Origin of the sequence: Pseudomonas sp. TSRC2-2 (genome assembly GCF_049897785.1) — a bacterium.
GTDB lineage: Bacteria > Pseudomonadota > Gammaproteobacteria > Pseudomonadales > Pseudomonadaceae > Aquipseudomonas.
The window spans coordinates 201345-227577 of sequence record NZ_JAFCWZ010000009.1 but is presented as its reverse complement, the minus strand read 5'-3'; the positions used below and the strand labels follow the sequence as shown (position 1 = coordinate 227577).

Genomic DNA, 26233 nt, shown 5'->3' with positions numbered 1-26233 from the left:
GACATGATCAGCACCAGAACAGGCTCACTCAGCCTGCTGGCCGGCGCGATGCTGCTGGCCAGCGCCGGCGCCTTCGCCAATGTTGAACCGGCGAAACCTGCGACCGTAGCCAAGGAACTGCAACAGGCCAAGACCTACACCGTCAGCAGCGCGCCAACCGACGCGCTGCAACTGGCCAAGCCGACACTGCCCGACCTTTCCGGCTTCACCGCCGAAGCCGCTGCCGCGAAGATCGTGCGCAGCAAGCCGGGCAAGATCAGCGTGCGCCGGATGATGCAGGAAAACGCCCTGAAGGACTTCATCGGCGGCGATAACAAGATGGCCGAATGGGTGGTGCGTCAGCACGGCATTCCGCAGGCGATCTTCATCGACGACGGCTACATGAACCTCAAGGATCTGGCGAAGAAACTGCCCAAGCAGTACTTCAGCGAGACCGCTCCGGGCGTGTACCTGGCTAAATTGCCGATCGTGGTCGGCGAGAAAGGCACCCTCGAAATCGACGGTCAGACCCAGGAACTGCGCCTGTCGCAAGAGGCCGGTTCGTTCCTGGTCAACGACGGCAAACTGTTCGTGCGTGACACCAAAGTCACTGGCTGGCGCGAGAAGGACAACGGCCCGGCAACCTTCCGTTCGCCGAAGGAATTCCGTCCGTTCCTGCTCGCCTGGGGTGGCACCGAGACCTACATCGTCAACAGCAAAATGGCCAGTTTCGGTTACGCCAACAGTAAGTCGTACGGGGTGAGTATTTCCCAGTACACGCCGAACATGGCGAAGGTGCTCAAGCGCCCGGAGCCGACCGGCTGGATCGTCGGCTCCGAGTTCTCGGACATGTGGTACGGCTTCTACTGCTACGAAACCAGCGACTTTGTGGTCAAGGGCAACACCTACAAAGACAACATCGTCTACGGCATCGACCCGCATGACCGTTCGCATCGGCTGATCATTGCCGAGAACACCGTGTACGGCACGAAGAAGAAGCACGGGATCATTATTTCCCGTGAGGTCAACGACAGCTTCATCTTCAACAACAAGAGTTTCGACAACAAGTTGTCGGGCCTGGTGATCGACCGGAACAGCATCAACAACATCATTGCCTACAACGAGATCTACAAGAACCACACCGACGGCATCACGCTCTATGAGTCTGCCGACAACCTGTTGTGGGGCAACAAGGTCATCAGCAACCGGCGCCACGGCATTCGTATTCGTAACAGCGTAAACATCCGCCTCTACGAAAACGTTGCCATGACCAACGGCCTGACCGGCATTTACGGCCACATCAAAGACCTGACCGACACCGACCGCGACATCAAGCTCGACCCGTTCGACGCGCAGGTCTCGCTGATCGTCGTCGGCGGCGAACTGGCGGCCAATGGCAGCGGCCCGCTGTCGATCGACTCGCCGTTGAGTGTCGAGCTGTATCGCGTGTCGATGCTGGCGCCGACCAAGTCCAGCGGCATCAGCTTCAACGGCATCCTCGGCGAGCGCCAGGATGAAATTCTCGATCTGTTGGTGCGCCAGCAGAAAGCCGTGCTGATCGACCCTGTCGAACGCCAGACCGAAATGCAGGACTGAGGATAATTTTTATGCACCCACACATGATCAAACTGCTCAGCCTCTCGGCCCTGACCCTCGGCATTCTCGCTGCCGGCAACGCCCGCGCCGACGCTGAAGGCGCAAGCGCCACGCCACCGAAGTTCACCGCCGAGCCATGCTGCAACCTGTGCCCGGCTGCCCATGACGCGAAGAACTACACCACGCGTTATCAGCAGAACTTCACCACGCTGGTGCAGGCTCAGGGCGACTGGCTGTTCCGTACCCAGGAAGACCTGCGCACCGAGTTCAACACCACACCGGCCGGCTACAAGCGCTTGCAGCAGTTGCACGATGCGTTCAAGAGCAAAGGCGTGGAACTTGTGATCGTTTACCAGCCGACCCGTGGCCTGGTGAACCGCAACAAGCTCAACCCGCAGGAAAAAGCCGCGTTCGATTACGAGAAAGCGCTGGGCAACTACAAGACCATGCTCGGCCGTTTCGCCAAGATGGGTTACGTGGTCCCGGATCTGTCGCCACTGACCAACGAATCGCTGCCGGACACCCTGCCCGCCCACGATTTCTACTTCCGTGGCGACCAGCACTGGACGCCGTACGGTGCCCAGCGCACGGCCAAAATTGTTGCCGAGAAGGTCAAGCAGATCCCGGCCTTTGCCGACATTCCCAAGCGTGAATTCGAGACCAAGCGCTCCGGACGCATGGGCAAGACCGGCACCCTGCACAACATGGCCGGGCAGCTGTGCGGCACCAGCTACGCGATCCAGTACATGGACCAGTTCACCACCGAGCCGAAAGGCGAAGCTGGCGACGGCGACCTGTTCGGCGACTCCGGCAATCCGCAGATCACTCTGGTCGGCACCTCGCACAGCGGCAAGAACTACAACTTCGCCGGTTTCCTCGAAGAAGCCATCGGCGCCGACATTCTCAACGTGGCCTTCCCCGGCGGCGGTTTCGAAGGTTCGATGCTGCAATATCTGGGCAGCGAAGAATTCCAGAAGACCCCGCCGAAGATTCTCATCTGGGAATTCTCGCCGCTGTATCGCCTCGACCAGGAAACCATCTATCGCCAGATGATGGCGCTGCTCGATAACGGCTGCGAAGGCAAAGACGCGCAGATGACCGGCAGCGCCACGCTGAAGCCGGGCAGCAAACAGGAACTGCTGGTCAACAGCAAGAACCTGAACCTGCAGAACGCCAACCATCAAGTCGACATCCGCTTCGCCGACACCTCGGTGAAAACCCTGCAAGCCACCCTCTGGTACATGAACGGTCGCCACGAGGACATCAAGATAGAGAAACCGGAAACCTCCGACACCGACGGTCGTTTCGCCTTTGAGCTGCGCACGGACGAAGACTGGGCCTCGCAAAATCTGCTGGCCGTTGAAGTCCAGGGCCCCGAAGCCGGTCCTGGCGCCGCGCCACAAAAAGTCGAAGCGAAAATCTGCAAACGCAACGTATTCCCGGGCGCCGGTCAACAGACCGCGCAGCTTGGGCAATGAGGTCTGCTATGCGAAATCGAACGATCAAACACCTGCTCGCGCCTTCCCTGCTGACCCTGGCGATGTTCGCCGGGGCGACTCAGGCCGCCGCGCCACTGCGTCCGCCACAGGGCTACTTCGCCCCGGTGGATAAATTCAAGAGCGGCGACAAAAGCGACGGTTGCGATGCGATGCCGGCGCCGTACACCGGCCCGCTGCAATTTCGCAGCAAATACGAAGGTTCGGACAAGGCCCGCGCGACACTGAACGTCAAGTCGGAACAAGCCTTTCGCGACACCACCAAAGACATCACCACGCTGGAACGCGGCACCGCCAAGCGCGTCATGCAGTTCATGCGCGACGGTCGTGCGGAGCAGCTCGAATGCACGCTCAACTGGCTGACCGCGTGGGCCAAGGCTGATGCGTTGATGTCCAAAGACTTCAACCACACCGGCAAGTCGATGCGCAAATGGGCGCTGGGCAGCATGGCGTCTTCGTACATTCGCCTGAAGTTCTCCGACTCGCATCCACTCGCGCAGCATCAGCAGGAAGCACAGTTGATCGAGGCGTGGTTCAGCAAAATGGCCGATCAGGTGGTCAGCGACTGGGACAACCTGCCGCTGGAAAAAACCAACAACCACTCGTACTGGGCCGCCTGGTCGGTGATGGCCACCGCCGTCGCCACCAACCGCCGCGACCTGTTCGACTGGGCCGTGAAGGAATACAAGGTCGGCGTCAATCAGGTCGATGCCGACGGTTTCCTGCCTAACGAACTCAAGCGCCAGCAACGCGCCCTCGCCTATCACAACTACGCCCTGCCGCCGCTGGCGATGATCGCCAGTTTCGCCCAGGTCAACGGTGTCGATCTGCGTCAGGAAAACAACGGCGCGCTCAAGCGTCTCGGTGATCGTGTGTTGTCCGGGGTGAAAGACCCGGATGAATTCGAGGAAAAGAACGGCAAAGAGCAGGACATGACCGATCTGAAAGAGGACATGAAATTCGCCTGGCTCGAACCGTTTTGCACGCTCTACACCTGCGCTCCTGATGTGATTGAGAAGAAGCGCGACATGCAACCGTTCAAGACTTTCCGTCTTGGCGGCGACCTGACCAAGGTCTACGACCCGTCGCATGAAAAGGGCAACAAAGGTTCGTAAGGCCAGACGCAAAACCCTGTAGGAGCTGCCGGAGGCTGCGATCTTTTGATCTGGCTTTTGAAGATCAGGATCAAAAGATCGCAGCCTCCCGCAGCTCCTACAGGGATCGGTGTCAGGTTTGAGATTTTTGAGTTGAACCTCCGGTTTTACGTGGGGGGTTTGGGGGGGCTTTGGCCCTTGACTGTTGGTTCAAACATGGAGAGATCGGGATGGTATTTTCATCCAACGTGTTCCTGTTTCTGTTCTTGCCGATCTTTCTCGGCTTGTACTACTTGAGCGGGCAACGCTATCGCAACCTGCTGCTGCTGATCGCCAGCTACGTGTTCTACGCCTGGTGGCGTGTGGACTTCCTCGCGCTGTTCGCAGCCGTCACGCTGTGGAACTACTGGATCGGCCTGAAAGTCGGTGCCGCCGGCGTCAGGACCAAACCGGCGCAACGCTGGCTGCTGCTCGGCGTGGCCGTCGACCTGTGCATCCTGGGCTACTTCAAGTACGCCAACTTCGGTGTCGACAGCATCAACGCGATGATGACGTCGGTGGGTCTTGAGCCGTTCATCCTCACGCACGTGCTGTTGCCGATCGGTATTTCGTTCTACATCTTCGAATCGATCAGCTACATCATCGACGTGTACCGTGGTGACACTCCGGCGACGCGCAACCTGATCGACTTCGCAGCGTTCGTGGCGATCTTCCCGCACCTGATTGCCGGCCCGGTGCTGCGCTTCCGCGACCTGGCCGACCAGTTCAACAACCGCACGCACACCCTCGACAAGTTCTCCGAGGGCTGCACGCGGTTCATGCAGGGTTTCATCAAGAAAGTCTTCATCGCCGACACCCTCGCGGTTGTTGCGGACCACTGCTTCGCCCTGCAAAACCCGACCACGGGTGATGCCTGGCTCGGTGCGCTGGCGTACACCGCGCAGCTGTACTTCGACTTCTCCGGTTACAGCGACATGGCCATCGGCCTGGGCTTGATGATGGGTTTCCGTTTCATGGAAAACTTCAAGCAGCCGTACATCAGCCAGTCGATCACCGAGTTCTGGCGCCGCTGGCACATCAGCCTGTCGACCTGGCTGCGTGACTACCTGTACATCACCCTCGGCGGTAACCGTAAAGGCACGCTGATGACCTATCGCAACCTGTTCCTGACCATGCTGCTCGGTGGTCTGTGGCACGGCGCGAACATCACCTACATCGTCTGGGGCGCCTGGCACGGCATGTGGCTGGCGATCGAAAAAGCGCTGGGCCTGAACACCTCACCGCGCAGCCTCAACCCGATCCGCTGGGCACTGACCTTCCTGCTGGTGGTAATGGGCTGGGTGATCTTCCGTGCCGAGAACCTGCACGTTGCCGGGCGTATGTATGGCGCAATGTTCAGCTTCGGTGACTGGTCGCTGTCGGAACTCAATCAGGCCAGCCTGACCGGTCTGCAAGTGGCGACTCTGGTGGTGGCTTACGTGACGCTGGCGTTCTTCGGCCTGCGTGACCTGTACACCAATCAGCCGCCAGCCAAGACCAAACCTGCGGTCAACGTCGAGGCCGATGGTCCTGCGACTGCGACGCCTGGAATGATCAAGGCAGCGCCTGGCGAAAACCCGGCGAGCATCCATGAACCTGGCTACACCGTCGGCGTCGAAGCCCAGGTGCAACCGGCCTACTGGACCGCGGACTGGTCGCGCTACGTGATGCGCGGGCTGATCCTGCTGCTGTTCATTGCCTCGATTCTCAAACTCTCGGCGCAAAGCTTCTCGCCGTTCCTTTACTTCCAGTTCTGAGGGATCTGACATGACCCGCTCATTACGCATCTTCTACATCGCCCTGTTCCTGGTGACACTGTTGGTCCTGGGTCTGTGGTCGATTCGCAGCTTCTTCGGCTTCAGCACCAACGCCGATGCGACGGTGCTCAACGGCCGCTGGACCAAGGCTGTGGAAACCCACTACGACGATGAATTTCCGATCAAGCGCCTGGGCACCAACCTTTGGGCCGCGCTGGATTTCAAACTGTTCAACGAAGGTCGTCCGGGCGTCGTGCTCGGCCGCGACCAGTGGCTGTACAGCGACGAGGAATTCAACCCGATCGTCAATGAAGAGCAGAACCTGCAAGGCAACTACGCGCTGGTCGAAGGCGTTCGCCAGACCCTGAAAGAAAAAGGCGTGAAACTGGTCATGGCGATCGTTCCAGCCAAGGTGCGTCTGTACCCGGAGCATCTGGATGAAGTGAAGCCTTCGAGCATTCACCAGAACCTGTATCAGGATTTCCACGCCCGTGTCGCGGCCGACAAGATCCTCGCCCCTGACCTGCTCGGCCCGTTGCAACAGGCCAAGCAGAACGGTGAGCAAGTGTTCCTGCGCACCGACACCCACTGGACTCCGGAAGGTGCCGAAATCGCCGCCAACACCCTGGCCAAAACCATTGCCGAGAAATTCCCGCTCAGCGGTGAGCCGCAGCGCTTCGTCACCACGCCAGCAGAGAAGGTCACGCACAAGGGCGATCTGCGTCTGTTCCTGCCGCTCGATCCGCTGTTCGAAAACATGATGCCGGCGCCTGAGCCACTGCTCAAACGCAACACCGTGGCCGCCGAGCAACCTGCCGGTGACGACGCCCTGTTCGCCAACAGCGAAGTACCGGTCGCACTGATCGGCACCAGCTACAGCGCCAACCCGAACTGGAACTTCGTTGGTGCGCTCAAACAAGCGCTGCACAGCGACGTGGTCAATTACGCCGAAGACGGCCATGGCCCGATTCTGCCGATGCTCAGCTACCTGAAAAGCGATGACTTCAAGAACAGCCCGCCACAAGTGCTGATCTGGGAGTTTCCTGAACGATATCTGCCTGTGAACAACGAAATCGGCGACGCCGACCCGCAGTGGGTCGCAGAGCTCAAACAAGCCGGCGCCCGCCAACAAAACGTAGCCATCAACACTAAATCCGAGACGCCCGATCGGGCGCAAAACTGAAAGAGAGGTACACCATGACTTTCACTACTACTCCTCGTCGTCTCGCTAAAAGCTTCGCTCTGGTCGCTGGCCTCAGCGTGCTTTCCGTCCCAGCCTTCGCCGGTGGCGACGCCGCGCTGTACGGCCCGACCGCACCGAAAGGCTCGACCTTCGTGCGTGTCTACAACGCCAGCAACGCTGAAGTCAGCGCCACTGTCGGCAGCACCAACCTGAGCGACATCGCGCCACTGGCCAGCAGCGATTTCAGCTTCATGCCGGGCGGCGACTACAGCGCCAAAGTCGGCAGCCAGACCCTGCCGGTGAAACTGGCTGGTGACCACTACTACACCCTGGTCAACAACGCTTCCGGCGCGCCACAACTGATCGAAGAGCCGCCGTTCAAGAACAAGCAGAAGTCCCTGGTTCGTGTACAGAACCTCAGCGACAAACCGCTGACCCTGAAGACCGCTGACGGCAAGACCGAAGTGGTGCCGAACGTGGCCGCCAAGGGCCGTGGCGAACGTGAAATCAACCCGGTGAAAGTCAGCCTGGCACTGTACGAAGGCGACAAGAAAGTCGGCGACGTGAAACCAGTCGCCCTGGAGCGCGGTGAGGCAGCGGTGCTGTACGTCACCGGCAACGGCAGCAACCTGTCGCCAGTCTGGGTGAAACGCCCAGTGTCGACTCGCTAACCAATTTTCCACAGAGACGCTGATCCCTGTAGGAGCTGTCGAGTGAAACGTGGCTGCGATCTTTTGATTTTGAAGATCAAGATCAACAGATCGCAGCCTTCGGCAGCTCCTACAGGTGACCCCACCCGCCTCTGGGTACGAGACAAAAACAAGAGTGAAACGACACAACGTTCGTTGCTCTAACCAAATTGATTTTATGGAGTAAACATTATGATTCCGGTGATCTTGTCAGGTGGTAGCGGTTCGCGTCTGTGGCCTCTTTCGCGCAAGCAATTCCCCAAGCAATTCCTCGCTCTGACCGGCGAACACACCCTGTTCCAACAAACCCTCGAACGCCTGGTGTTCGAAGGCATGGACACGCCGATCGTGGTCTGCAACAAAGAGCACCGTTTCATCGTCAACGAGCAACTGGCCGCTCGCAAACTCGAATGCCAGCGCATCCTGATGGAACCTTTTGGTCGCAACACCGCGCCGGCCGTGGCGCTGACCGCGATGATGCTGGTCAATGAAGGCCGTGACGAGTTGATGCTGGTGCTGCCGGCCGACCACGTGCTGGAAGATCAGAAAGCCCTGCAACGCGCCCTCGCCCTGGCCACCGTTGCCGCTGAAAATGGCGAAATGGTGCTGTTCGGCGTGCCGGCGACCAAACCGGAAACCGGTTACGGCTACATCAAATCCACGGGCGATTCGCTGCTGCCGGAAGGCGTCAGCCGCGTCTCGCACTTCGTCGAAAAACCTGACGTCAAGCGCGCCACCGAATACGTCGAGTCCGGCGGTTACTACTGGAACAGCGGCATGTTCCTGTTCCGCGCCAGCCGCTTCCTCGAAGAGCTGAAAAAGCACGATCCGGACATCTATGACACTTGCCTGTTGACCCTTGAGCGCAGCCAGCAGGATGCCGACACCGTCACTCTGGACGAAGCCACTTTCGCCTGCTGCCCGGACAACTCCATCGATTACTCGGTGATGGAAAAAACCCAGCGCGCCTGCGTCGTGCCACTGAGCGCCGGCTGGAGCGATGTCGGCTGCTGGTCGTCGCTGTGGGAAGTCAACGAGAAAGACGCCAACGGCAACGTCAGCAAAGGCGACGTGGTCATTCAGGACAGCAAGAACTGCATGATCCACGGCAACGGCAAACTGGTCTCGGTGATCGGTCTGGAAAACATCGTCGTGGTCGAAACCAAAGACGCCATGATGATCGCTCACAAGGACAAGGTTCAGGGCGTCAAGCAGATGGTCAACACGCTCAACGAGCAGGGCCGCAGCGAAACCCAGAACCATTGCGAAGTCTATCGTCCGTGGGGCTCCTACGATTCGGTGGACATGGGCGGGCGCTTCCAGGTCAAGCACATCTCGGTGAAGCCGGGCGCATGCCTGTCGCTGCAGATGCACCACCACCGCGCCGAACACTGGATCGTGGTCAGCGGCACCGCTGAAGTGACCTGCGACGAGAACGTGTTCCTGCTCACCGAAAACCAGTCGACCTACATCCCGATCGCCTCGGTGCATCGCCTGCGCAACCCGGGCAAGATCCCGCTGGAAATCATCGAAGTGCAATCGGGTTCGTACCTGGGTGAAGACGATATCGAACGCTTTGAAGATATCTACGGCCGCTCCACCCCGATCGAACGCGGCGTATCGGTGAAAACCATCGCGCAGTGATCGCTCGCTGAAACAAGAAGCCCTCGTCCAGCCCGTTGCGTCCCCTATCCGCAGCGGGTTGGGCGGGGGCTTTTTTTGTCCTGATTCTGTGTCGCCTGTAATGGCCTGCTCGCGAAAAGGCCGGGTCAGCTCCCCAAGTCCCGATGCCCATCGCCAACCTCCCCCACGCTTAGGTAGGATGCCTCTCTGTCTCTGCGAGGTTATCCGACATGTTCATCGGCATTCTGCTGGTCATCACCTGGCTGATCCTGCTGCTGCGCTACCCGGCCAAAGCGCTGCCGGTATCGGTGGCCGCTGCCATCGGCCTGGGCTTCGTGGCCATGTGGGTGGTGTGGCTGGACAATCGCGAGATCAAGCAACTGGCGCGTCTGGAACTGCGCATTGCCTACGCTCCCCAACACTGCCCGGCCGATCGTCCGCTGCAATTGAAAATGAACAACGGCAACGATGTGCCGCTGACCGAGCTGCGCTGGCGCATCGCCGCCTACGCGCCGGGCGATACGGTCAACCTGGCCGACAATCAATACACTACCCCTCGCTATCGTGGCCCCGGCGAACTGCAGGCCGGCGCGACCTGGGAAGATTGCCTGCCACTGCCGCCGCTGCGCCCCGGTTATCGCCCGCAAACCCTGGAGTTTCGCGCCGAGCACTTGCAGGGCAGTTTCTCTGACTGATCCCCTCCCCCTACTTTTTGCACAAGGAATGCGCCATGCCCGTTGCGTTGATTACCGGTTGTTCCAGCGGCATCGGCCGCGCCCTCGCCGATGCGTTCAAAGCAGCCGGCTACGAAGTCTGGGCCAGCGCACGCAAAACTGAAGACGTCGCTGCGCTCAGCGCCGCCGGTTTCACCGCGATTCAGCTGGACGTCAACAATGGCGCCGCGCTAGAGCAACTCGCCGAGCGCCTGAACCAGCAACACGGCGGCCTCGATGTGCTGATCAACAACGCCGGTTACGGCGCGATGGGGCCGTTGCTCGATGGCGGTGTCGCGGCCATGCAGCGCCAGTTCGAAACCAATGTGTTTTCGATCGTCGGTGTCACCCGCGCGCTGTTCCCGGTGCTGCGGCGGGCCAAAGGACTGGTCGTGAATATTGGCAGCGTGTCCGGTGTTTTGGTCACGCCCTTTGCCGGTGCCTATTGCGCGTCGAAAGCGGCGGTGCATGCCTTGAGCGATGCACTGCGCATGGAACTGGCACCGTTTGGCATTCGTGTGATGGAAGTGCAGCCGGGGGCGATTCAATCGAGTTTCGCCAGGAATGCCGGCCACGAGGCCGAGCAATTGATCAACGAGCAGTCGCCGTGGTTTGCGCTGCGTGAGGGCATTCGCGCACGGGCCAAGGCGTCGCAGGACAAACCGACGCCGGCAGTCGATTTTGCGGCTGTGTTGTTGAAGGCCGTACAGCAGAGCAAGCCGCCGCGGTTGATCCGCATTGGTAATGGCAGCCGGGCGTTGCCGTTGTTGGCGACATTGTTGCCCAAGGGTTTGCTGGAATCGACGTTGATGAAGCGCTTCGGTTTGCGTGGAAATCTTTGATTACAACCGATCAAATTGCCAAACGGATCAGTACCCGTAGAATGCGCGTCACTTGAAGCCTCCGATGCTTGAAGTAACCCCAATAGCGCAAGGAGTCGCTTGGGCAAGCATCGAAGCAAGGGAATTGCTGATCCTCTCCTCTCGCGACTGTTGCCGCCTGGAACAGTCGCTGCTTTGTTGACCTGCCTGACGCGAGCCCTGCATACACGCTTCAACTCAGATCAGGAAACAGCTTTTGAAACTCCTCCACGTATTGCCACTGGCACTGTTCACCTTGCTGGCTGGCTGCGCAACCAAAGAACCTTCCCTCAATGACACACTGCCCAGACTGACCCTGCAAAACGTGCTGCCGGTCGTTACCGCCAACGAGCACTGCAATGCGCAGATGGACAGCGATATTCTGTATGGCGTGGGCTACCAGCTATACGAAAACGGCGAGTACAAGGATGCCAAAACCTGCATGGTCATGGCCGCACCAAAGCACACTCGCGCGTTCTGCTACCTGTCGATGACTACCCGTTACGACAGCACCCTGAGCGCCAACCAACGTAACACTGAAGCCTTCAACTATATGGCATACGCGGCGATGCAGAACGACTGGTGTGCTGAGTATGGTATGTACGAGAGCTACAAATTCGGCACAGTCGGGGCCAAGAAAGATGTTGCGCTCGCCACTCGTTGGCTCGAGCGCTCCTCGCTGCACGGCTATGCCGAATCCCAACAGATATTGATCGAGCAATATGAGGAGCAGGGCAATCTGAGCGCCGCCTACGCCTGGACCAGAATCATGGCCAATGCCGAAGACACCACGGCTGGCGATGATCTGAAGGCCAAGATGAACGCCGCTCAGATCGCAGAAGGCGACAAGCTCTACAGCGAGCTCCTCACCCAGGTCACCAGCAAGAAAGCGTTGACCGAAGAAGCGCGTGAAGAAGACGTCGGCCGATACTCCGCCGATATCTACCAGAACTATCCGGATACCTTCAAAGGAATGTCGTCAGTCGAGCGTTACGACTATGTGAAGCAAACCATGCTGACGGCTATCAAACAGCCGTTCACCAAAAGCCGTGGCGACGTAATGAGCTACATCGTGATCAATCGCGCCGCTCAGCTGAAATTGCCTGACGCGAACATCGCGAATGACAAGCGAATCGTCTCGCTAATGGAAGATCAAGAGCTGTCGGTCGACGAAACCATCGAATCCGGATTACGGGTGGTCAGCAAGTTCTACTGATACATACCCAGCTGTGGTGAGGGAGCTTGTTCCCGCCGGGCGGCGCGGCGGCCCGCAAAAAGTGAGCGCTGCGCACTCAAGCGCGAGCAAGCGCCCTCGCCACAATAGCCTTATTGATACTCGCTATTGGATGTCGTCCTGCTTTACGACGACCGTACAAGTAATCCCCGCCGCCAGCAAAACGCCCTCTGGCACTTCATCAATGTGAATCCTTACCGGCACCCGCTGGGCCAACCGCACCCAGTTGAACGTCGGGTTCACATCGGCGATCAGCTCGCGGCTTTGCGGGTTGTCGCGGTCGTAAATACCGCGCGAAATACTTTCGACATGGCCCCTGAGCACTTCGCCGCTCATCAATTGCATGTCGGCTTTGTCACCGACTTTGACGTGAGGCAGTTTGGTCTCTTCGAAGAAGCCATATACCCAGAACGAGTTCATGTCGACCACCGCCATTTTGGCCTCGCCGATGCGCGCGTAGTCGCCGCGATGCACGTTGAGGTTGGTCACATAACCGTCTACCGCGGCGCGCACTTCGGTGCGTTTGAGGTTGAGCTCGGCCGCTTCCAGTTGCGCCTGGGCATGTTGGTAGTCGGCCAGCGCGGCGTCGGCGATGTTGCTGGCGTCGTCGCGGTTTTCCCTGGAGATCACCAGATTGTCGAGGTCGGCGCGGCGATGGGCGTTGAGCTTGCGCATCTCCCAGGTCGACTTGCGCGAAGCCACCAGCGACTGCGCCTGTTTGACCGCAATGCGATAGTGCTCGGGGTCAATGCGCATCAGCAGATCGCCCCTCTTGACCAACTGATTGTCACGCACCGGCACTTCGACCACTTCGCCGGTGACGTCGGCGGCGACGTTGATGATGTCGGCACGCACGCGGCCATCGCGGGTCCAGGGCGTGTTCATGTAGTGCTCCCACAAGGTGCGGCCGATCCACAGCGCCAGAGCCAGTACCAGCAGGGTCGCGAGCAGGCTGAAAAACTTTTTCATCAGAGCCTTCTATAGAGACAGAGAGTCAACGGTAGACAGTCAGCGCCATGGCGCCGAACAGACAGGTAAACAGGCTCAGACGCAGCAGCGCCGGGTGCCAGAAAAAGCGGTACAGATCGAACCCCGAGAGAAAACGGTCCAGCGCCCAGGCCAACCCCGCAGCGACAAAGAACATCAGGGTCATGGTCGGCATGTACACGCCGTGGAAGGCGATTTCACGAGGCATGGGCAAGTCCTTCGGAGCTGGCAGAAGCGAATTCGGCGAGCGGTGATTGCGGGTCGAGCAGCGAGGTGCGGATGAAGTGCAAATAGCTTTTCACCCGCCGCAACGCAGAGGTATCGAAGTGCGGCGCGAACGGCTCATCGGTGGCGGCGACGCGGCTGATCGCGTGATCGACCGCGACCAGTGCGCGCTCCAGATTGCTCGCGTTCGGCTGCAGGAACAGGCGCACCAGCGCGCGGCCCATCACCCGAATGGCCTGGCGCCACGGCTGCGATTCGGCATACGCCGGGTGTACCGGCAGGATCGCCTGCTCCTTGCGCAATTCGATGATCGCGTGGCCGACCTCAAGCACCACAAACATCCAGCGCAACAAGCGCTTCTGCACTTTGGGTTGTCCGGCGGCGAGGCCGTACGCCTGATGCAGCAGATCGCGGGTGCGGCTCTCGAAACGCGAGGCCAGGCCTTTGAGCTTGCCGCTGATCGCATAGACCACTTGCCCGCGCAGATCCTGCTCCAGCCGCTGCCATAACCAGCGGCTGTTCGGCGGCAGAATGATCGCCCCCGCCGCAGCACACACAAGCATGCCCATGACCATTGCGATGTAGTCGTTGATGAAGGTGTAGGGGTTGTAGATCGTGAGGTTGTCCGGCACTGAACCGGTACTGAAAAAAATCAGCAGGCCCAGACCCACCCCAGCGTATTGCGGCCGCGAAGCGAGGAACGAACCGAGCACGATCACTGGCGCAAGCATCACACAGAGCAAGGGGAAACCGTCGATCCACGGGAAGATGAAAAACATCTCGACGAAGCCGATCAACGCACCGAGAAAGGTCCCGCAGGCCATTTGGAATGCCATGCGTTTCGGGTTCGGCGTGGCGGCGGACAGGCCGACGGTGGCGGCGGCGATCAGGGTCATGGTCGCTCCGCTCGGCCACGCGGTGGCGACCCAGTAACTGCCCAGCACGACGAGGATGAACGAGGCGCGAATCCCCGAGGCTGCGGCCGCCCACCAGTTGGTTTGCGGCGTGAACGGCTCGTCCCAGCGTTCGCGTTCGTGGCGGTGATCGGCCAGGGACGCGTGAGTCTGCGCGTAGCTGTGCAGGTCATCGACGAAGCGATAGAGCAGTTCGTAAGCGGTGTGAAAATCCAGTTGTTCGGCGTCGCTTGGACCGGTTTCCTGAAAGATCCCGCGCAGGGTGCGCACCCGCGTCGGCAAGCCTTCCTTGTAGGTCGCGAGCGCGCTGGCCAAACGTGCAGCGTCGGGGCTGGTCAAGGCGCGACCGCTGAAGCCGTCGAGCACTTCGGCGAGGTCCTGCAAACCCGGTTTGATCGCTGCCACGACATGTTCTTCGCCATTGCCGCGCAGGCGTTCAAGCAACTGATGCAAGGCGTTGAAGCGCGTGGTGATGCCCATGAACTCACTGTTCAAACGACTCAGACGACCGTTGCGCCGGCGCATGTGCGGATCTTCGAACACGGTCACGCTGCGCAAGCCTTCCAGACCGACGGCTTCGGCAATGAAGCGCACGTTGCTGGCTTCGAACGCCTCGGCTTTGCTGCGCCCGCGCAGGCCGTCGGTGACGAACAGGGCGAACACACCGAAGCGCTGATACAAGGCGTTGCGCATCGCCGCACTGGCGGTCTGCGGCAGGATCGCGGCGCTGATCAGCGTCGAACAGACAATCCCCAGCGAGATCTCCAGCACTCGCCAGACTGCCGCCATAAAGGCGCCGTCGGGATGGGCCAGCGCCGGTAATCCGACCATCGCAGCGGTGTAACCGGCGAGGACAAAACCGTAGGCGCGAAAGTTGCGGCAACGCGCGGCACCGGCCGAGCAGATGCCGACCCAGATCGCCAGCGAGCCGAGAAACAGTTCAGTGTTCTGCGCGAACAAGGCGATCAGCGTGACCATCATCGCCGACCCGGCCAGCGTGCCAAGGAAACGATAGAAGCTCTTGGCAAACACCTGGCCGCTCTGCGGCTGCATGACGATGAACACGGTGATCATCGCCGTGCGCGGTTGCGGCAGTTCCAGACGCATGGCCAGCCACAGCGTGAGGAATGCGGCGAGCAACACCTTGAAGATATACACCCAGGTCACGCCATCGCTGCGTGCCCAGTCGAAAAAACCGCGACGCCATTCCAGGGAGTGGAGCCAGCGTATTGGGGCGGGCAAGGGAGTCATGAATTTTGCTCAGAAAAGTCGGCGTGACCCGGATCCTGTGGGAGCGGGCTTGCTCGCGAAGGCGTTTTCATAGTCAACATTGACGTCGACTGATCCGCCGCTTTCGCGGGCAAGCCCCCTCCCACATTGGGTCTTGCGTTCACCGTAAAAGGGCCGGGGTTTTCGGGACTGCGGTCTGTTCAGAAGTCGGCACGTCATCACCCGCACCGAGGCCACCGCCCAATGCCGTCACCAGCTCGGCATGCGCACTCAACCGCGCTGCCTGCACCTGCTGTTGCACTTGCTGTTGCTTGAACAGCAACGTCTGCGCATTCAGTACGTTGAGGTAATCGGTGAGCCCGCGTTGATAGGCGATCATTGCGATGTCGTAAGTCCTTTGCGCTGCGGCCACGGATTCGGCGGCGAAGTCCTGCTGCTTGTCCATCGACTCGCGGCGGATCAACTGATCGGAGATGTTCTTCAGTGCGTTGATCAGGGTCTGGTTGTAGTGCGCCACGGCGATGTCATAACCGGCCGCCGCTTCGCCCAATTCGCCACGCAGTCGACCGCCGTCGAAGATCGGCAACGAGATCGCCGGGCCGACGTTGTAGTTGAGTTTCTTGCCGGTCAAAAACTCCAGCGCCCCGCCGCCGGTAGCCATGTAGCCGAGGCTGCCGACCAGATCGACATTGGGGTAAAACCCGGCGTGGGCGACATCAATACCGCGCGCCTGCGCCGCCACCTGCCAGCGACTGGCGACCACGTCCGGGCGCTGGCCGAGCAGTTCGGCAGGCAACGCCGAGGGCAACTTCAACGGCGCCGCGAGGGACAACGTCGGCCGTCGCAGTTGCGCAGCCGCGCCCGGGCCTTTGCCGGCCAGCGCAGCGATCTGGTTACGGCTCAGGGCGATCTCTTCGTCCAGCGCATCGAGTTGGCGATGAGTCTCCGGCAGCGGCGTTTCGGCCTGGCTGACTTCGAAATGCGTGCCGATGCCGCCGCTCAGGCGTTTCTGCGCCAGATCAAGAATCTGCTGTTGCTGCTGGAGCGTCGCCGCGACGATGTCGCGCTGGGCGTAATGCAGCGACAACTCGATGTAGGCGCGGACCATGTTGTTCTGCAGTTCCAGTTGCGCCAGCCGTGCCTCGGCCACGCTCACATGCGCCATATCCACCGCCCGTTCGCTGGCATTGCGCTCGCGGCCCCAGAGGTCGAGGGCGTAGCTGAAGCCAAGCGCAGCGTTGTTGTCCCACGTGGTGGTGTTGGCCAGTTCGCCGGGGCCGTAGAACTGATCGGTCGGCCAATTGTGGCGCTTGAGGCTCGATTCGCCGCTTACCTGTAATGATTCGGCAGCTTCGGCTACACCTGCCATCGCCCTGGCCTGGCGCACCCGCGCGGCGGCCATGGCCATGCTCGGGCTGCCTTGCACGGCGAGGTCGATCCAGCGATCGAGTTGCGCATCGCCAAACGCCCGCCACCATTGTGCGCTGGGCCAGTGCGCGTCTTTGGCGGCCTCGGCAATGGCTGCATCGGTGGTCAGTGAATCGGCCGCAAGCGTCTCGCCGTAAGGGGCAATGCCTTGAGTAGAGATGCAGCCGCCGAGAGCCAGGGTTAAAGCCAGAACACTGAGCGGCAAAAGCGCTCTGTTGATGCGACGCGGCACAGCTGCGAATTCCTGAGAGAGGGATAGATCGAGGACCGTGTAGGTACTGCCGCAGGCTGCGATTTTTTGATCTTGATTCCCTTAAAACAAAATCAAAAGATCGCAGCCTTCGGCAGCTCCTACAGGGAACGGCGCAATTCTATGGAGCTGCCTTGACGGCGATAAGCTGGGATTTCTGTGAATCTTTGTTACGGTTAACGAGATAATCCCTTGGTCGGGGGTCTCAGCCCCTGAAACTTCGTGTCACAATTTGCCATCTCCCTTGAGAGCACCCCATGGACACTTTGCAAAACATGCGCGCCTTCAGTTGTGTTGCCGAAGCGGGCAGCTTTACCGCCGCCGCCGTGCAACTCGACACCACTACCGCGAACGTCTCGCGCGCGGTTTCCAACCTCGAAGCCCATCTGCAAACCCGTCTGCTCAATCGCACGACCCGGCGCATCGCCCTGACCGAGGCTGGCAAGCGCTACCTGTTGCGCTGTGAACAGATCCTCGCCTATGTCGAAGAAGCCGAAGCGGAAGCCAGCGATGCCCATGCACGCCCGGCCGGCCAGTTGAAAGTGCACACCATGACCGGCATCGGTCAGCATTTCGTCATCGACGCCATCGCCCGCTACCGCAAGACCCACCCCGACGTGACCTTCGACCTGACCCTGGCCAACCGCGTGCCGGACCTGCTCGATGAGGGCTATGACGTCTCGATCGTGCTGGCCAGCGAACTGCCCGATTCCGGCTTCGTCTCGCAACGCCTGGGCATCACCTACAGCATCGTCTGCGCCTCGCCGGCCTACGTGAAAGCCAACGGCGCCGCACAGAAACCCAGCGACCTGCTCAACCACGCCTGCCTGCGTCTGGTCAGCCCGGTGATCCCGCTGGAGAAATGGGCCTTCGACGGCCCGGACGGCCAGGAGACGGTCACCATCAACAGTTCGCCATTTCTGGTGAACTCCGCCGACGCCATGAAAACCGCGATCACCAGCGGCATGGGCGTCGGCGTGCTGCCGGTGTACGCCGCCATCGAAGGCCTGCGCAACGGCACCCTGGTGCGCGTGATGCCGAACTACCGCTCGCAGGAACTCAACCTCTACGCGATCTACCCGTCGCGCCAATATCTGGATGCGAAGATCAAGACCTGGGTGGAATATTTGCGCGGATCGTTGCCGGAGATACTGGCAGCGCATCAGGCGGAATTGGTCGCGTATGAATTGACCGGAAGCCTGGCCGGCGTTCGCGTTGCCACCTAAGTTTTAAACACTCGAAGGTTTCGTGTAGGAGCTGACGAGTGCAACGAGGCTGCGATCTTTTGATCCTGCTGTTTAAAAATCAAAAGATCGCAGCCTACGGCAGCTCCTACATGGTGGTGTTTTCACGGAAGTTTCCGACAGGTTTTGCAGGTTGTCCGTCGGACGTGCGCTGGCTAGGATCTGGCGGTTGCTGACGAATCAGCGACCGGGCTTGGTCGTCCGGGTTTAGAATGGCGCACATTTTTAAGCATGCTTAATGGCGAGCTGTGCGTGGGAGGGCCTCGGCCCTGCCGGGTTTCCATTCCCTGGTCGACCAACCCGCGTACGGTTCGCCACCCGATTGCTTGGTCGCAATCAGTGGCGAACTCCACTTCCCGAATGGAGTTTCACCATGTTCAAACCCACACCCAATCCCCCCGGATCAGAAAGCACCTCCCCCTACCAATCCCCCGACTCGAAAAAACTCCACGACGCCGCCGAGCGCGCGCTGGATCACTACCTCAAACCGTCCGCCACCGCGCAGCAAAGCCACAGACCCAGCACCATGTTCCAGGTAGCACCGGACCAGGACAACGAAAGCCTGCTGGCCCACGCCTGCGAATCGCTCGCGTCGGCGAGCATCATGAGCAGCGACATCGCCGCCTACATCGACAGCCCACAGCGGCACACGATATTGGCCATCCAGCAGGTGATCATGCTGGCGGAACTGGCAGTGAATCGGGTATTGGACAATTACGAAATCCACCAGCCCCCGACACGCAGCTGACCTTCCGGGAGCGAGCCCGACCGCGAGGGCTTCGGCACATTCAACATTCGAGGTGTCAGATAAACCGCTTTCGCGAGCAGGCTCGCTCCCACAGAAAAGCAAAAGCAAAAATCAAAAGATCGCAGCCTTCGGCAGCTCCTACAGTTGGATCGCGTGAATTCGATAGTAATTTGTTGACTAGCGGGCCGCCTTCGCGAGCCCGCTCCCACAGAAAGGCCAAGCAGCGCAGCTGCCCGCGGCGAAGCCGCCCCACTCAACAATGAGCGCAAGCTCGAGTGCTTTTGATCTTGATCCACGGGCGACGTCGGAAGGCTGAGTGGAGGGATTGATCCGGGTGTGGGAGCGCAGCGACCGTTCGACGAAGTCGAACACAGCGCAAGGAGGTGCAGCGGAGCAAGCCGTAGCCGCTACGCCCGGATCAATCCCGCAGCGAAGGAACCCGAGCCTGCGAGGGCCGAATGCAGGAGCTAGCGTTTTTTGCTTACTTTTTTACTGGGCCGGCATTCCGGGCGCTTGTAAAAAAGTAAGTCGCCGTCAGGGGAAACCGCCAGCCGCCGCACCGATACCATCGGATATGCACACCAGACAAACCAAGGCATGGTCGGCCCAGAGGCCGCCAAGACAACCTGAGCGAGAAAATGTTAGCGTGCTTGCAATCAAGCCCCGACGAGCTCAAATCCAATGAAAAAAACAGTCCTGGCCTTCAGCCGCATCACCCCGCCCATGATCGAGCGCCTGCAAGAAGAATTCGACGTCATCGTCCCCAACCCCAAGACCGGTGACATCAACGCCCAGTTCAACGAAGCCCTGCCCCACGCCCACGGCTTGATCGGCGTCGGTCGCAAACTCGGCAAAGCCCAACTGGAAAACGCAACAAAACTCGAAGTGGTCTCGAGCGTCTCGGTCGGCTACGACAACTACGACCTGGACTACTTCAACGAGCGCGGGATCATGCTCACCAACACCCCCGACGTGCTCACCGAAAGCACCGCCGACCTCGCCTTCGCCCTGATCATGAGCAGCGCCCGCCGCGTTGCCGAACTCGACGCCTGGACCAAGGCCGGCCAATGGCAAGCCAGCGTCGGGGCCCCGCTGTTCGGCAGTGATGTGCATGGCAAGACCCTGGGCATCGTCGGCATGGGCAACATCGGCGCCGCCGTTGCCCGCCGTGGCCGCTTCGGCTTCAACATGCCGATCATCTACAGCGGCAACAGCCGCAAGACCGAACTGGAAAAAGAACTCGGCGCGCAATTTCGCAGCCTTGAGCAACTGCTCGCCGAGGCCGACTTCGTCTGCCTGGTGGTGCCGCTCAGCGACAAGACCCGCCACCTCATCAGCCATCGCGAACTGGCACTGATGAAGCCTGGCGCCATCCTCGTCAATATCTCGCGCGGCCCGGTCGTCGACGAACCGGCGCTGATAGACGCCCTGCAAAACAACCGCATCCGTGGCGCCGGGCTGGACGTCTATGAGAAGGAACCGCTGGCCGAATCGCCGCTGTTCCAGTTGAAGAACGCCGTCACCCTGCCGCACATCGGCTCAGCCACCACCGAGACCCGCGAAGCCATGGCCAATCGCGCACTGGCCAACCTGCGCAGTGCCCTGCTTGGCGAACGGCCGCAGGATCTGGTCAACCCGCAAGTCTGGCGCGGCTGAAAAAAAGGGCCAGCGCACGGTTGCGCTGGCCCTTGATTACTCCTGATACATAACTCGCAACTGAACAACCCATCCCAACCCAGTAATTGCACTATAAGCTCTCGCCACCTATCAACTCATTGATGGGTTGCCATGGAGAGCATATTTTTTGAACACCCTGACCACCGATAAACTCATTCGTTACAGCAAAGTCATCCTGATGGCTTATATAAGTTTCTTCGGCGTGCTGGTGATAATTCATAACATCATCGACTATGAATCCAACTATAACTATGTCGCGCATATCCTGAGCATGGATACCACCACGGCCGGCGAAAACATCCTGTACCGCGCCATTGAATCGCCGATGATCCACCACCGGATCTACTGGTTCATCATCACCCTGGAAGTCATCTACACAGTGCTCTGCCTGATCGGCACGTACCAGTTATATCGCTACATTGATGCTTCGGCAGCGGCATTTCACGAAGCCAAGAAGTTTTCGATCATGGGCATACTGGTCGCCATCTTCATTTATTACGTGTGCCTGCAAACTGTCGGTGTCGAATGGTTTGACATGGACACTTCGCAATCATGGAATGCCAAAGACTGGGCAAGACATATTGTCGACTTCATTTTCCCGGTGATGATTTACATCAGCTTGAAAGTGGAGGGTTGAACAGCAGCGCTCGTTTATCAAGCCAACGTCCTTTGCCCGCCAGACAACAGCTTTTTCGGTTTACGGAACACCAATACGTTGCCCAGCATCACCAACACCAGCCCCACCAGTGCCGGCGTGGTCCATTGATAACCTTCGGCAAACGCCGACACGTTCAGCGCCACCACCGGGAACAGCACCGTGCAGTAAGCCGCGCGCTCCGGGCCCATGCGCCCGACCAGCGTCAGGTACGCGGTGAAGCCGATCACCGAGCCGGGAATCACCAGATACAGCAAAGCGCCGACATAACGCGGCGACCAGTCCATGTCGAAGGGTATGCCGTTGAGCAGACACCACACCGACAGCATCACCGCGCCATAAGCCATGCCCCAGGCATTGGTCGTCAGCGGCTTCAATCCCGCTTTCTGTTGCAGGCTTGAGAGCATATTGCCCGCCGAAAAACACAAGGTGCCGCACAACGCCAGACCAAGCCCCAGCAGCGTTTGCGGGCTGGCCTGATGCCCGGCCAATTGCGGCCAGAACAGCAGCCCCAGACCGAACAGCCCCAGCGCGCCGCCCATCAGCACATTGCGTGCGATGCGCTGGCCGAAGAACACCCGCGCATTGAGCGCGTTCCACAGCGTTGCAGTGGAAAACACCACCGCCACCAGTCCGCTGGGAATCCATTGGCTGGCCGTCAGAAAGCACATGAAGTTGACACAGAACAGGCACACCCCCTGAGCCACACAGATCAAGTGCCCACGGCGGTTCATCGGTTGCAGGCGCCGGCTGAGCAACAGCAGCGCAAACAACACCAATGCAGCCAGGCCGAAGCGGTAGACGATCGACACTGGAATTTCGACCACGCCCAATTGCCATTTCAAGGCAATCCAGGTGGTGCCCCAAATCAGCACGGTCAGCAGGTACAACGACAGGTTCATGGCAGGCACTCCTCAAACAGGTCTTGAGTGTCTGCCCGTGCGTCCTTCGACGCTTGCACAATCTTGCGCTTTTGTCTGGCTGCGGCTGGCAGCGCGCGGTCTACGGAGTAGGATGCAAGGCGTTGGAGAACCGCACATGGCCGCTATCGATACCCTGCAAGTGTTTCAAGCCCTCAATCGCTCGCCGAATGCACGTCTGGTGCACAGCGCCGAGCTCGGTGACGGCTTGTCTGCGGCTTTGTGGACCAACCACCACGATGCCCAGGAATATGAAGCGCCAAGTCATCACACGCTGTCCTGCTACATCGCCGGCGGCACCGGCACTTTTCGTCGTGGCCAGCCGGGCCGCAAGGGCGGGCCGGACAAGCTGTGCATCCTGCCGGCGGAACATGAGTCGGGCTGGGTGATCAACGGCGATATCCGTCTGGCGCACCTGTATCTCAGCGCCGAACAGTTCGCCCTCGGTTGCGTCACTTTGCTGGATCGCGAGCCGCGCGAGATGCAATTACGCGAACAGACCTTTCTTGAAGATCCTCAGCAGGCGCAGCGCTTCAGGCAATTGCTGAACCTGAACTGGCAAGAGCCGGCCGAGCGCTTGCTGACCAGCAGCCTCGCCCATGAGTTGATCAGCCACACGTTGCTCAGTCAGGTCGGTGCGCGTCAGGGCTTGCGCTTGAAGGGCGGACTGGCGCCGCATCAGCGGCGGCAACTGGTTGAGTACATCGACAACCAGTTGGCCGAACCGATCAGCCTGGGTCAACTGGCGGGGTTGTGTGCGCTCTCTGAATATCACTTTGCGCGGATGTTTCGCGCAAGCTTCGGACTGCCGCCGCACCAATATGTGCTGGCGCGGCGCTTGAACCGCGCACGGGAGCTGCTGCGCGGGACGGCGTTGCCGCTGGGCGAGATTGCGCTGGCCTGCGGGTTTGCCAGCGCCAGTCATTTCACTAATCGCTTCAAGCAGGTTCTGGGCGGGACACCGGGCGAATATCGACAGGCATTTTTGCGTTAGAGCCAAAATCTGTTTCACCGATACGGGCCTCTTCGCGAGCAAGCCCGCTCCCACATTTGCAATGCAGTCCCCTGTGGGAGCGGGCTTGCTCGCGAAGAACGATGACGCGGTTTGCGATCAGAACTCCAACGTGCTGGAGAAAGAAACCTGCCGCGAATCCCCCATCGACACAAAGAAGCGGCTCGCCGACGAGGTGTAATAGGTGCGATCAAACAGGTTCTTTACGTTCAACTGAAACTTGACCTTCTGCCCCTCGACCGTGGTGTCGTAAGTGGCAAACGCATCCGCCACGGTATAGCTCGGCAGATCAAAATCATTCACCGCGTTGCCGGCACGCTCGCCGACATAACGCGCGCCCGCCCCGACACGCAATTGGTCGCCGCCAAACACATTGCCGAAGTCATAGACCGCCGACAGCGAGCCGGAATTCTTCGCTACGTTCTGCAGGCGCTTGCCCTTGTATTGCGGGTCTTCGGTGACTTCGGCATCGGTGTAGGCGTAACTGCCGATCAGGTTCCAGTGCTCGCTGAGTTGCCCGCTCAGGTCAACTTCCAGCCCGCGTGAACGCACCTCGCCCGCCGCGCTGTAAATCGTCGTCGGGCCTTCGGAGTTGGCCACCAGCACGTTGCGTTTCTTGATGTCGAACAAGGCGATATTGCCGGTGATGCTGCCGGGCATATCCAGTCGCGCCCCCAACTCCCACGACTTGGCTTCTTCCGGCGCAATACTGCCGTCGAGCACGGTGCTGCTGCCGCTCAGCGGGGCGATGGTCGAATTGGGTTTGAAGGATTCGGTGTAGCTGCCGTAGAACGACACGGCGTTGGTGTAGCGATACACAAGCCCTGCGCGTGGCACCCACTTCTGGCCGTTGCTGTCGGTGTTGGCCTTGAACGGCACGCCTTTGCCAGCGTACTGGTCGTACTCCTGAAAACGTCCACCGGCGACGAGAATCCATTGCTCGTTGAGGTGAATCGAGTCCTGCAGGAACAGCGAATCGCTGCGCAGTTTATCGGTCTGTGCGCTGTCGGGCGCACTCACGGTGGTGCCCATCACTTCGCGGCCATACACCGGAGTGAGATAGCTGAAAGTGCTCAGGCTTTTCTGCCGGATCAGGTCCTCGCGGTAGATCTTGCGGTATTCGTCATCAACGCCGAACACCAGATCATGCTGCAGGCCCAGCACATTCATTTTGTCTTCGAGGCTGGCGGTGGTGAAACGATCGGTGCTGATCGCGTTCCGGGTGCCGTCCATGCTGCGGGTCAGTGTGCCTTTTTTCGTGTCGATCGCAGTCACGCGCACCTGGCTGGCGTCATAGGTTTCACGGTTCCAGCTGTAGCCGAAATGAGCCTTCCAGTCGTCGTTGAGTTCGTGATCGGCTTCAAAATGATAAAGATCCGAGCGCCCTTCCATGTCGTTGAACGGCTCGTCGAGACGCTCCTTGCGCGAGATATCCAGCGGATGGTTGGTGCGTGGATCAATCAAGGTGCCACGGTCGAACGGGGTGAGAAATTCGCGATGTTCGTAGGCGAACAACAGCTTGGTGCGCTCGCCGTACCAGGCCAGCGACGGTGCGATCAGCGTCTCGCGGTGGGTGCCGAAGTTGCGCCAGTAATCTTCGTCTTCATGATCGACAACCATGCGATAGGCGAAGCCGGAATCGCCCAGCGCGCCGGTGCTATCGAAGGCGCCACCGCTGCCGTTCTTGCCGTCTCCGTAGGTCGAACCGCGCACGGTCACGGCGTTGTACTGGGTCAGTTCGGGCTTCTTGCTGACCAGGTTGACCACACCGCCCGGGTCCTGAATCCCGTAGAGCAACGAGGCCGGGCCCTTGAGCACTTCGACGCGATCCACGGTCGCGTTCATGCCGCGGCCCTGCACCAGCGGCATGCCGTCGCGCATGATCGAGCCGTTGCGGTTGTCGCCGAAACCGCGAGTCATCACCGAATCCTGTGTACTGCCCAAGGTGTTGCCCTGGGTGATGCCGCTGACATTGGCCAGCGCATCATCGAGATTGCGCGGCGCCTGATCGCGAATGACCTGCGCCGGGATGACATTGACGGTCTGTGGAATCTCTTGCAGCGATGCCGATGAGCGCATCACCGAACTGGTGGCCGGCGGCTGATAACTCATTGATTCGTCGCGCGTGGACGTGATGGTGGTGGCGCCGAGATTGAGCGCGCCTTCGGTCGGCATCGGCTCCAGAGCCAACGTGTGGCTGTCAGTGCGGCGAAAGCTCAGGCCGGAGCTGCCGAGCAGGCGTTGCAGAGCCTGTTCGGCGCTCATCTGGCCGTTGACTGCCGGAGCATTGAGGCCGTAGGGCGCCTCATCGGTGTAGACCACGCTTTGCCCGGTCACGCGGCTGAAGTCGCTCAGGGCTTGCGGCAACGGTTTGGCGACGAGGGCAAATTTGAACTGCTGTTGCGCCTGAGTACTCACCGCTTCTGCCGCCAGCGCGATACTCATAGGCAGCGATGCCAAGGCGCAAACACTCAACGCCGACACGCTTAACCACTGTTTGACCGAACCGGATTTTGCCCTGGACTTCATTGCTCAATGACCTGTGTAGAACCGCAACGGATGCGAATGGCTCGCAGTTTCAGTCACTACACGGATGGGGCTCGGGGTTACCTCACCACAGAAACGAAAATAATTTTGAAGATCAAAACTTCGTCCGAAGGCTCGGGCCGCGTTCGGATGA

At 59.9% G+C, this 26233-nt stretch carries 21 protein-coding genes; 15 read left to right on the top strand and 6 right to left on the bottom strand.

The features are described 5' to 3' along the window. Positions 1–3 precede the first annotated feature (3 nt). The 10 genes from algG to ACP7D9_RS19530 all read left to right on the top strand — a co-directional run bounded on the left by algG (position 4) and on the right by ACP7D9_RS19530 (position 12245). Entirely contained in the window at positions 4–1575 is a 1572-nt protein-coding gene (gene algG, locus ACP7D9_RS19575) for a mannuronan 5-epimerase AlgG (protein ID WP_101159386.1), read from the top strand. Between the two features lie 11 nt (positions 1576–1586). After that, on the top strand, positions 1587–3053 hold the full coding sequence (locus ACP7D9_RS19570) for an alginate O-acetyltransferase (RefSeq protein WP_312995313.1): 1467 nt from the start codon (positions 1587–1589) through the stop codon (positions 3051–3053). Positions 3054–3061: 8 nt separating this feature from the next. Then, positions 3062–4186, top strand: coding sequence for a mannuronate-specific alginate lyase (locus ACP7D9_RS19565; RefSeq protein ID WP_101159310.1), 1125 nt, complete (start codon positions 3062–3064; stop codon positions 4184–4186). Positions 4187–4395: 209 nt separating this feature from the next. After that, positions 4396–5961, top strand: a complete 1566-nt coding sequence (locus tag ACP7D9_RS19560; RefSeq protein WP_101159309.1) for an MBOAT family O-acyltransferase — start codon at positions 4396–4398, stop codon at positions 5959–5961. Positions 5962–5971: 10 nt separating this feature from the next. Beyond that, a complete protein-coding gene (locus tag ACP7D9_RS19555; protein ID WP_426159223.1) occupies positions 5972–7144 on the top strand; it encodes an alginate O-acetyltransferase in 1173 nt (390 codons plus the stop codon). Between the two features lie 14 nt (positions 7145–7158). Then, positions 7159–7815: an alginate O-acetyltransferase AlgF gene (locus tag ACP7D9_RS19550; RefSeq protein WP_016771605.1), complete on the top strand. Its 657-nt coding sequence runs from the start codon at positions 7159–7161 to the stop codon at positions 7813–7815. Positions 7816–8025: 210 nt separating this feature from the next. Beyond that, the gene (locus ACP7D9_RS19545; protein WP_101159306.1) at positions 8026–9477 is read left to right on the top strand and encodes a mannose-1-phosphate guanylyltransferase/mannose-6-phosphate isomerase; all 1452 of its coding nucleotides are present in this window, start codon (positions 8026–8028) and stop codon (positions 9475–9477) included. A 209-nt stretch (positions 9478–9686) separates the two neighbouring features. Beyond that, the gene (locus ACP7D9_RS19540) at positions 9687–10151 is read left to right on the top strand and encodes a multidrug transporter (RefSeq protein ID WP_426159220.1); all 465 of its coding nucleotides are present in this window, start codon (positions 9687–9689) and stop codon (positions 10149–10151) included. Positions 10152–10186: 35 nt separating this feature from the next. Continuing rightward, positions 10187–11011 carry an SDR family oxidoreductase gene (locus ACP7D9_RS19535; protein WP_426159218.1) on the top strand — a complete coding sequence of 275 codons (825 nt, stop codon included), beginning with the start codon at positions 10187–10189 and terminating at the stop codon, positions 11009–11011. Positions 11012–11246: 235 nt separating this feature from the next. Further along, positions 11247–12245 (top strand): sel1 repeat family protein, encoded by a 999-nt coding sequence (locus ACP7D9_RS19530; protein WP_426159216.1) that lies wholly within the window; start codon positions 11247–11249, stop codon positions 12243–12245. Positions 12246–12368: 123 nt separating this feature from the next. Here ACP7D9_RS19530 and ACP7D9_RS19525 read toward each other — a convergent pair whose 3' ends face one another. The 4 genes from ACP7D9_RS19525 to ACP7D9_RS19510 all read right to left on the bottom strand — a co-directional run bounded on the left by ACP7D9_RS19525 (position 12369) and on the right by ACP7D9_RS19510 (position 17279). Continuing rightward, a complete protein-coding gene (locus ACP7D9_RS19525) occupies positions 12369–13232 on the bottom strand; it encodes an efflux RND transporter periplasmic adaptor subunit (protein WP_426159214.1) in 864 nt (287 codons plus the stop codon). 25 nt (positions 13233–13257) lie between these two features. After that, on the bottom strand, positions 13258–13458 hold the full coding sequence (locus tag ACP7D9_RS19520; RefSeq protein ID WP_041479478.1) for a DUF1656 domain-containing protein: 201 nt from the start codon (positions 13456–13458) through the stop codon (positions 13258–13260). Then, positions 13448–15640: an FUSC family protein gene (locus ACP7D9_RS19515; RefSeq protein ID WP_312995291.1), complete on the bottom strand. Its 2193-nt coding sequence runs from the start codon at positions 15638–15640 to the stop codon at positions 13448–13450. The genes ACP7D9_RS19520 and ACP7D9_RS19515 overlap by 11 nt, the downstream gene beginning before the upstream one ends. Before the next feature lie 139 nt (positions 15641–15779). Further along, entirely contained in the window at positions 15780–17279 is a 1500-nt protein-coding gene (locus ACP7D9_RS19510; protein WP_426159211.1) for an efflux transporter outer membrane subunit, read from the bottom strand. Positions 17280–17554: 275 nt separating this feature from the next. On the opposite strand from ACP7D9_RS19510, the gene ACP7D9_RS19505 reads away from it, so the two are divergent. The 4 genes from ACP7D9_RS19505 to ACP7D9_RS19490 all read left to right on the top strand — a co-directional run bounded on the left by ACP7D9_RS19505 (position 17555) and on the right by ACP7D9_RS19490 (position 21603). Then, positions 17555–18523 carry a LysR family transcriptional regulator gene (locus tag ACP7D9_RS19505; protein WP_039759257.1) on the top strand — a complete coding sequence of 323 codons (969 nt, stop codon included), beginning with the start codon at positions 17555–17557 and terminating at the stop codon, positions 18521–18523. Between the two features lie 391 nt (positions 18524–18914). Then, positions 18915–19289 (top strand): DUF6124 family protein, encoded by a 375-nt coding sequence (locus ACP7D9_RS19500; protein ID WP_312995283.1) that lies wholly within the window; start codon positions 18915–18917, stop codon positions 19287–19289. 681 nt (positions 19290–19970) lie between these two features. Further along, a complete protein-coding gene (locus ACP7D9_RS19495; protein ID WP_426159208.1) occupies positions 19971–20945 on the top strand; it encodes a 2-hydroxyacid dehydrogenase in 975 nt (324 codons plus the stop codon). A gap of 148 nt (positions 20946–21093) precedes the next feature. Beyond that, positions 21094–21603: a DUF2165 domain-containing protein gene (locus tag ACP7D9_RS19490; protein WP_426159206.1), complete on the top strand. Its 510-nt coding sequence runs from the start codon at positions 21094–21096 to the stop codon at positions 21601–21603. A 17-nt stretch (positions 21604–21620) separates the two neighbouring features. Here ACP7D9_RS19490 and ACP7D9_RS19485 read toward each other — a convergent pair whose 3' ends face one another. Continuing rightward, complete coding sequence (locus ACP7D9_RS19485) at positions 21621–22523, bottom strand: DMT family transporter (protein WP_426159203.1); 903 nt, start codon at positions 22521–22523, stop codon at positions 21621–21623. Positions 22524–22659: 136 nt separating this feature from the next. Here ACP7D9_RS19485 and ACP7D9_RS19480 point away from each other — a divergent pair, with 136 nt between their 5' ends. Next, complete coding sequence (locus ACP7D9_RS19480; RefSeq protein ID WP_101159295.1) at positions 22660–23535, top strand: helix-turn-helix domain-containing protein; 876 nt, start codon at positions 22660–22662, stop codon at positions 23533–23535. A gap of 117 nt (positions 23536–23652) precedes the next feature. On the opposite strand, the gene ACP7D9_RS19475 is transcribed toward ACP7D9_RS19480, so the two are convergent. Next, positions 23653–26082, bottom strand: a complete 2430-nt coding sequence (locus ACP7D9_RS19475; RefSeq protein WP_426159200.1) for a TonB-dependent siderophore receptor — start codon at positions 26080–26082, stop codon at positions 23653–23655. Positions 26083–26233 lie beyond the last annotated feature (151 nt).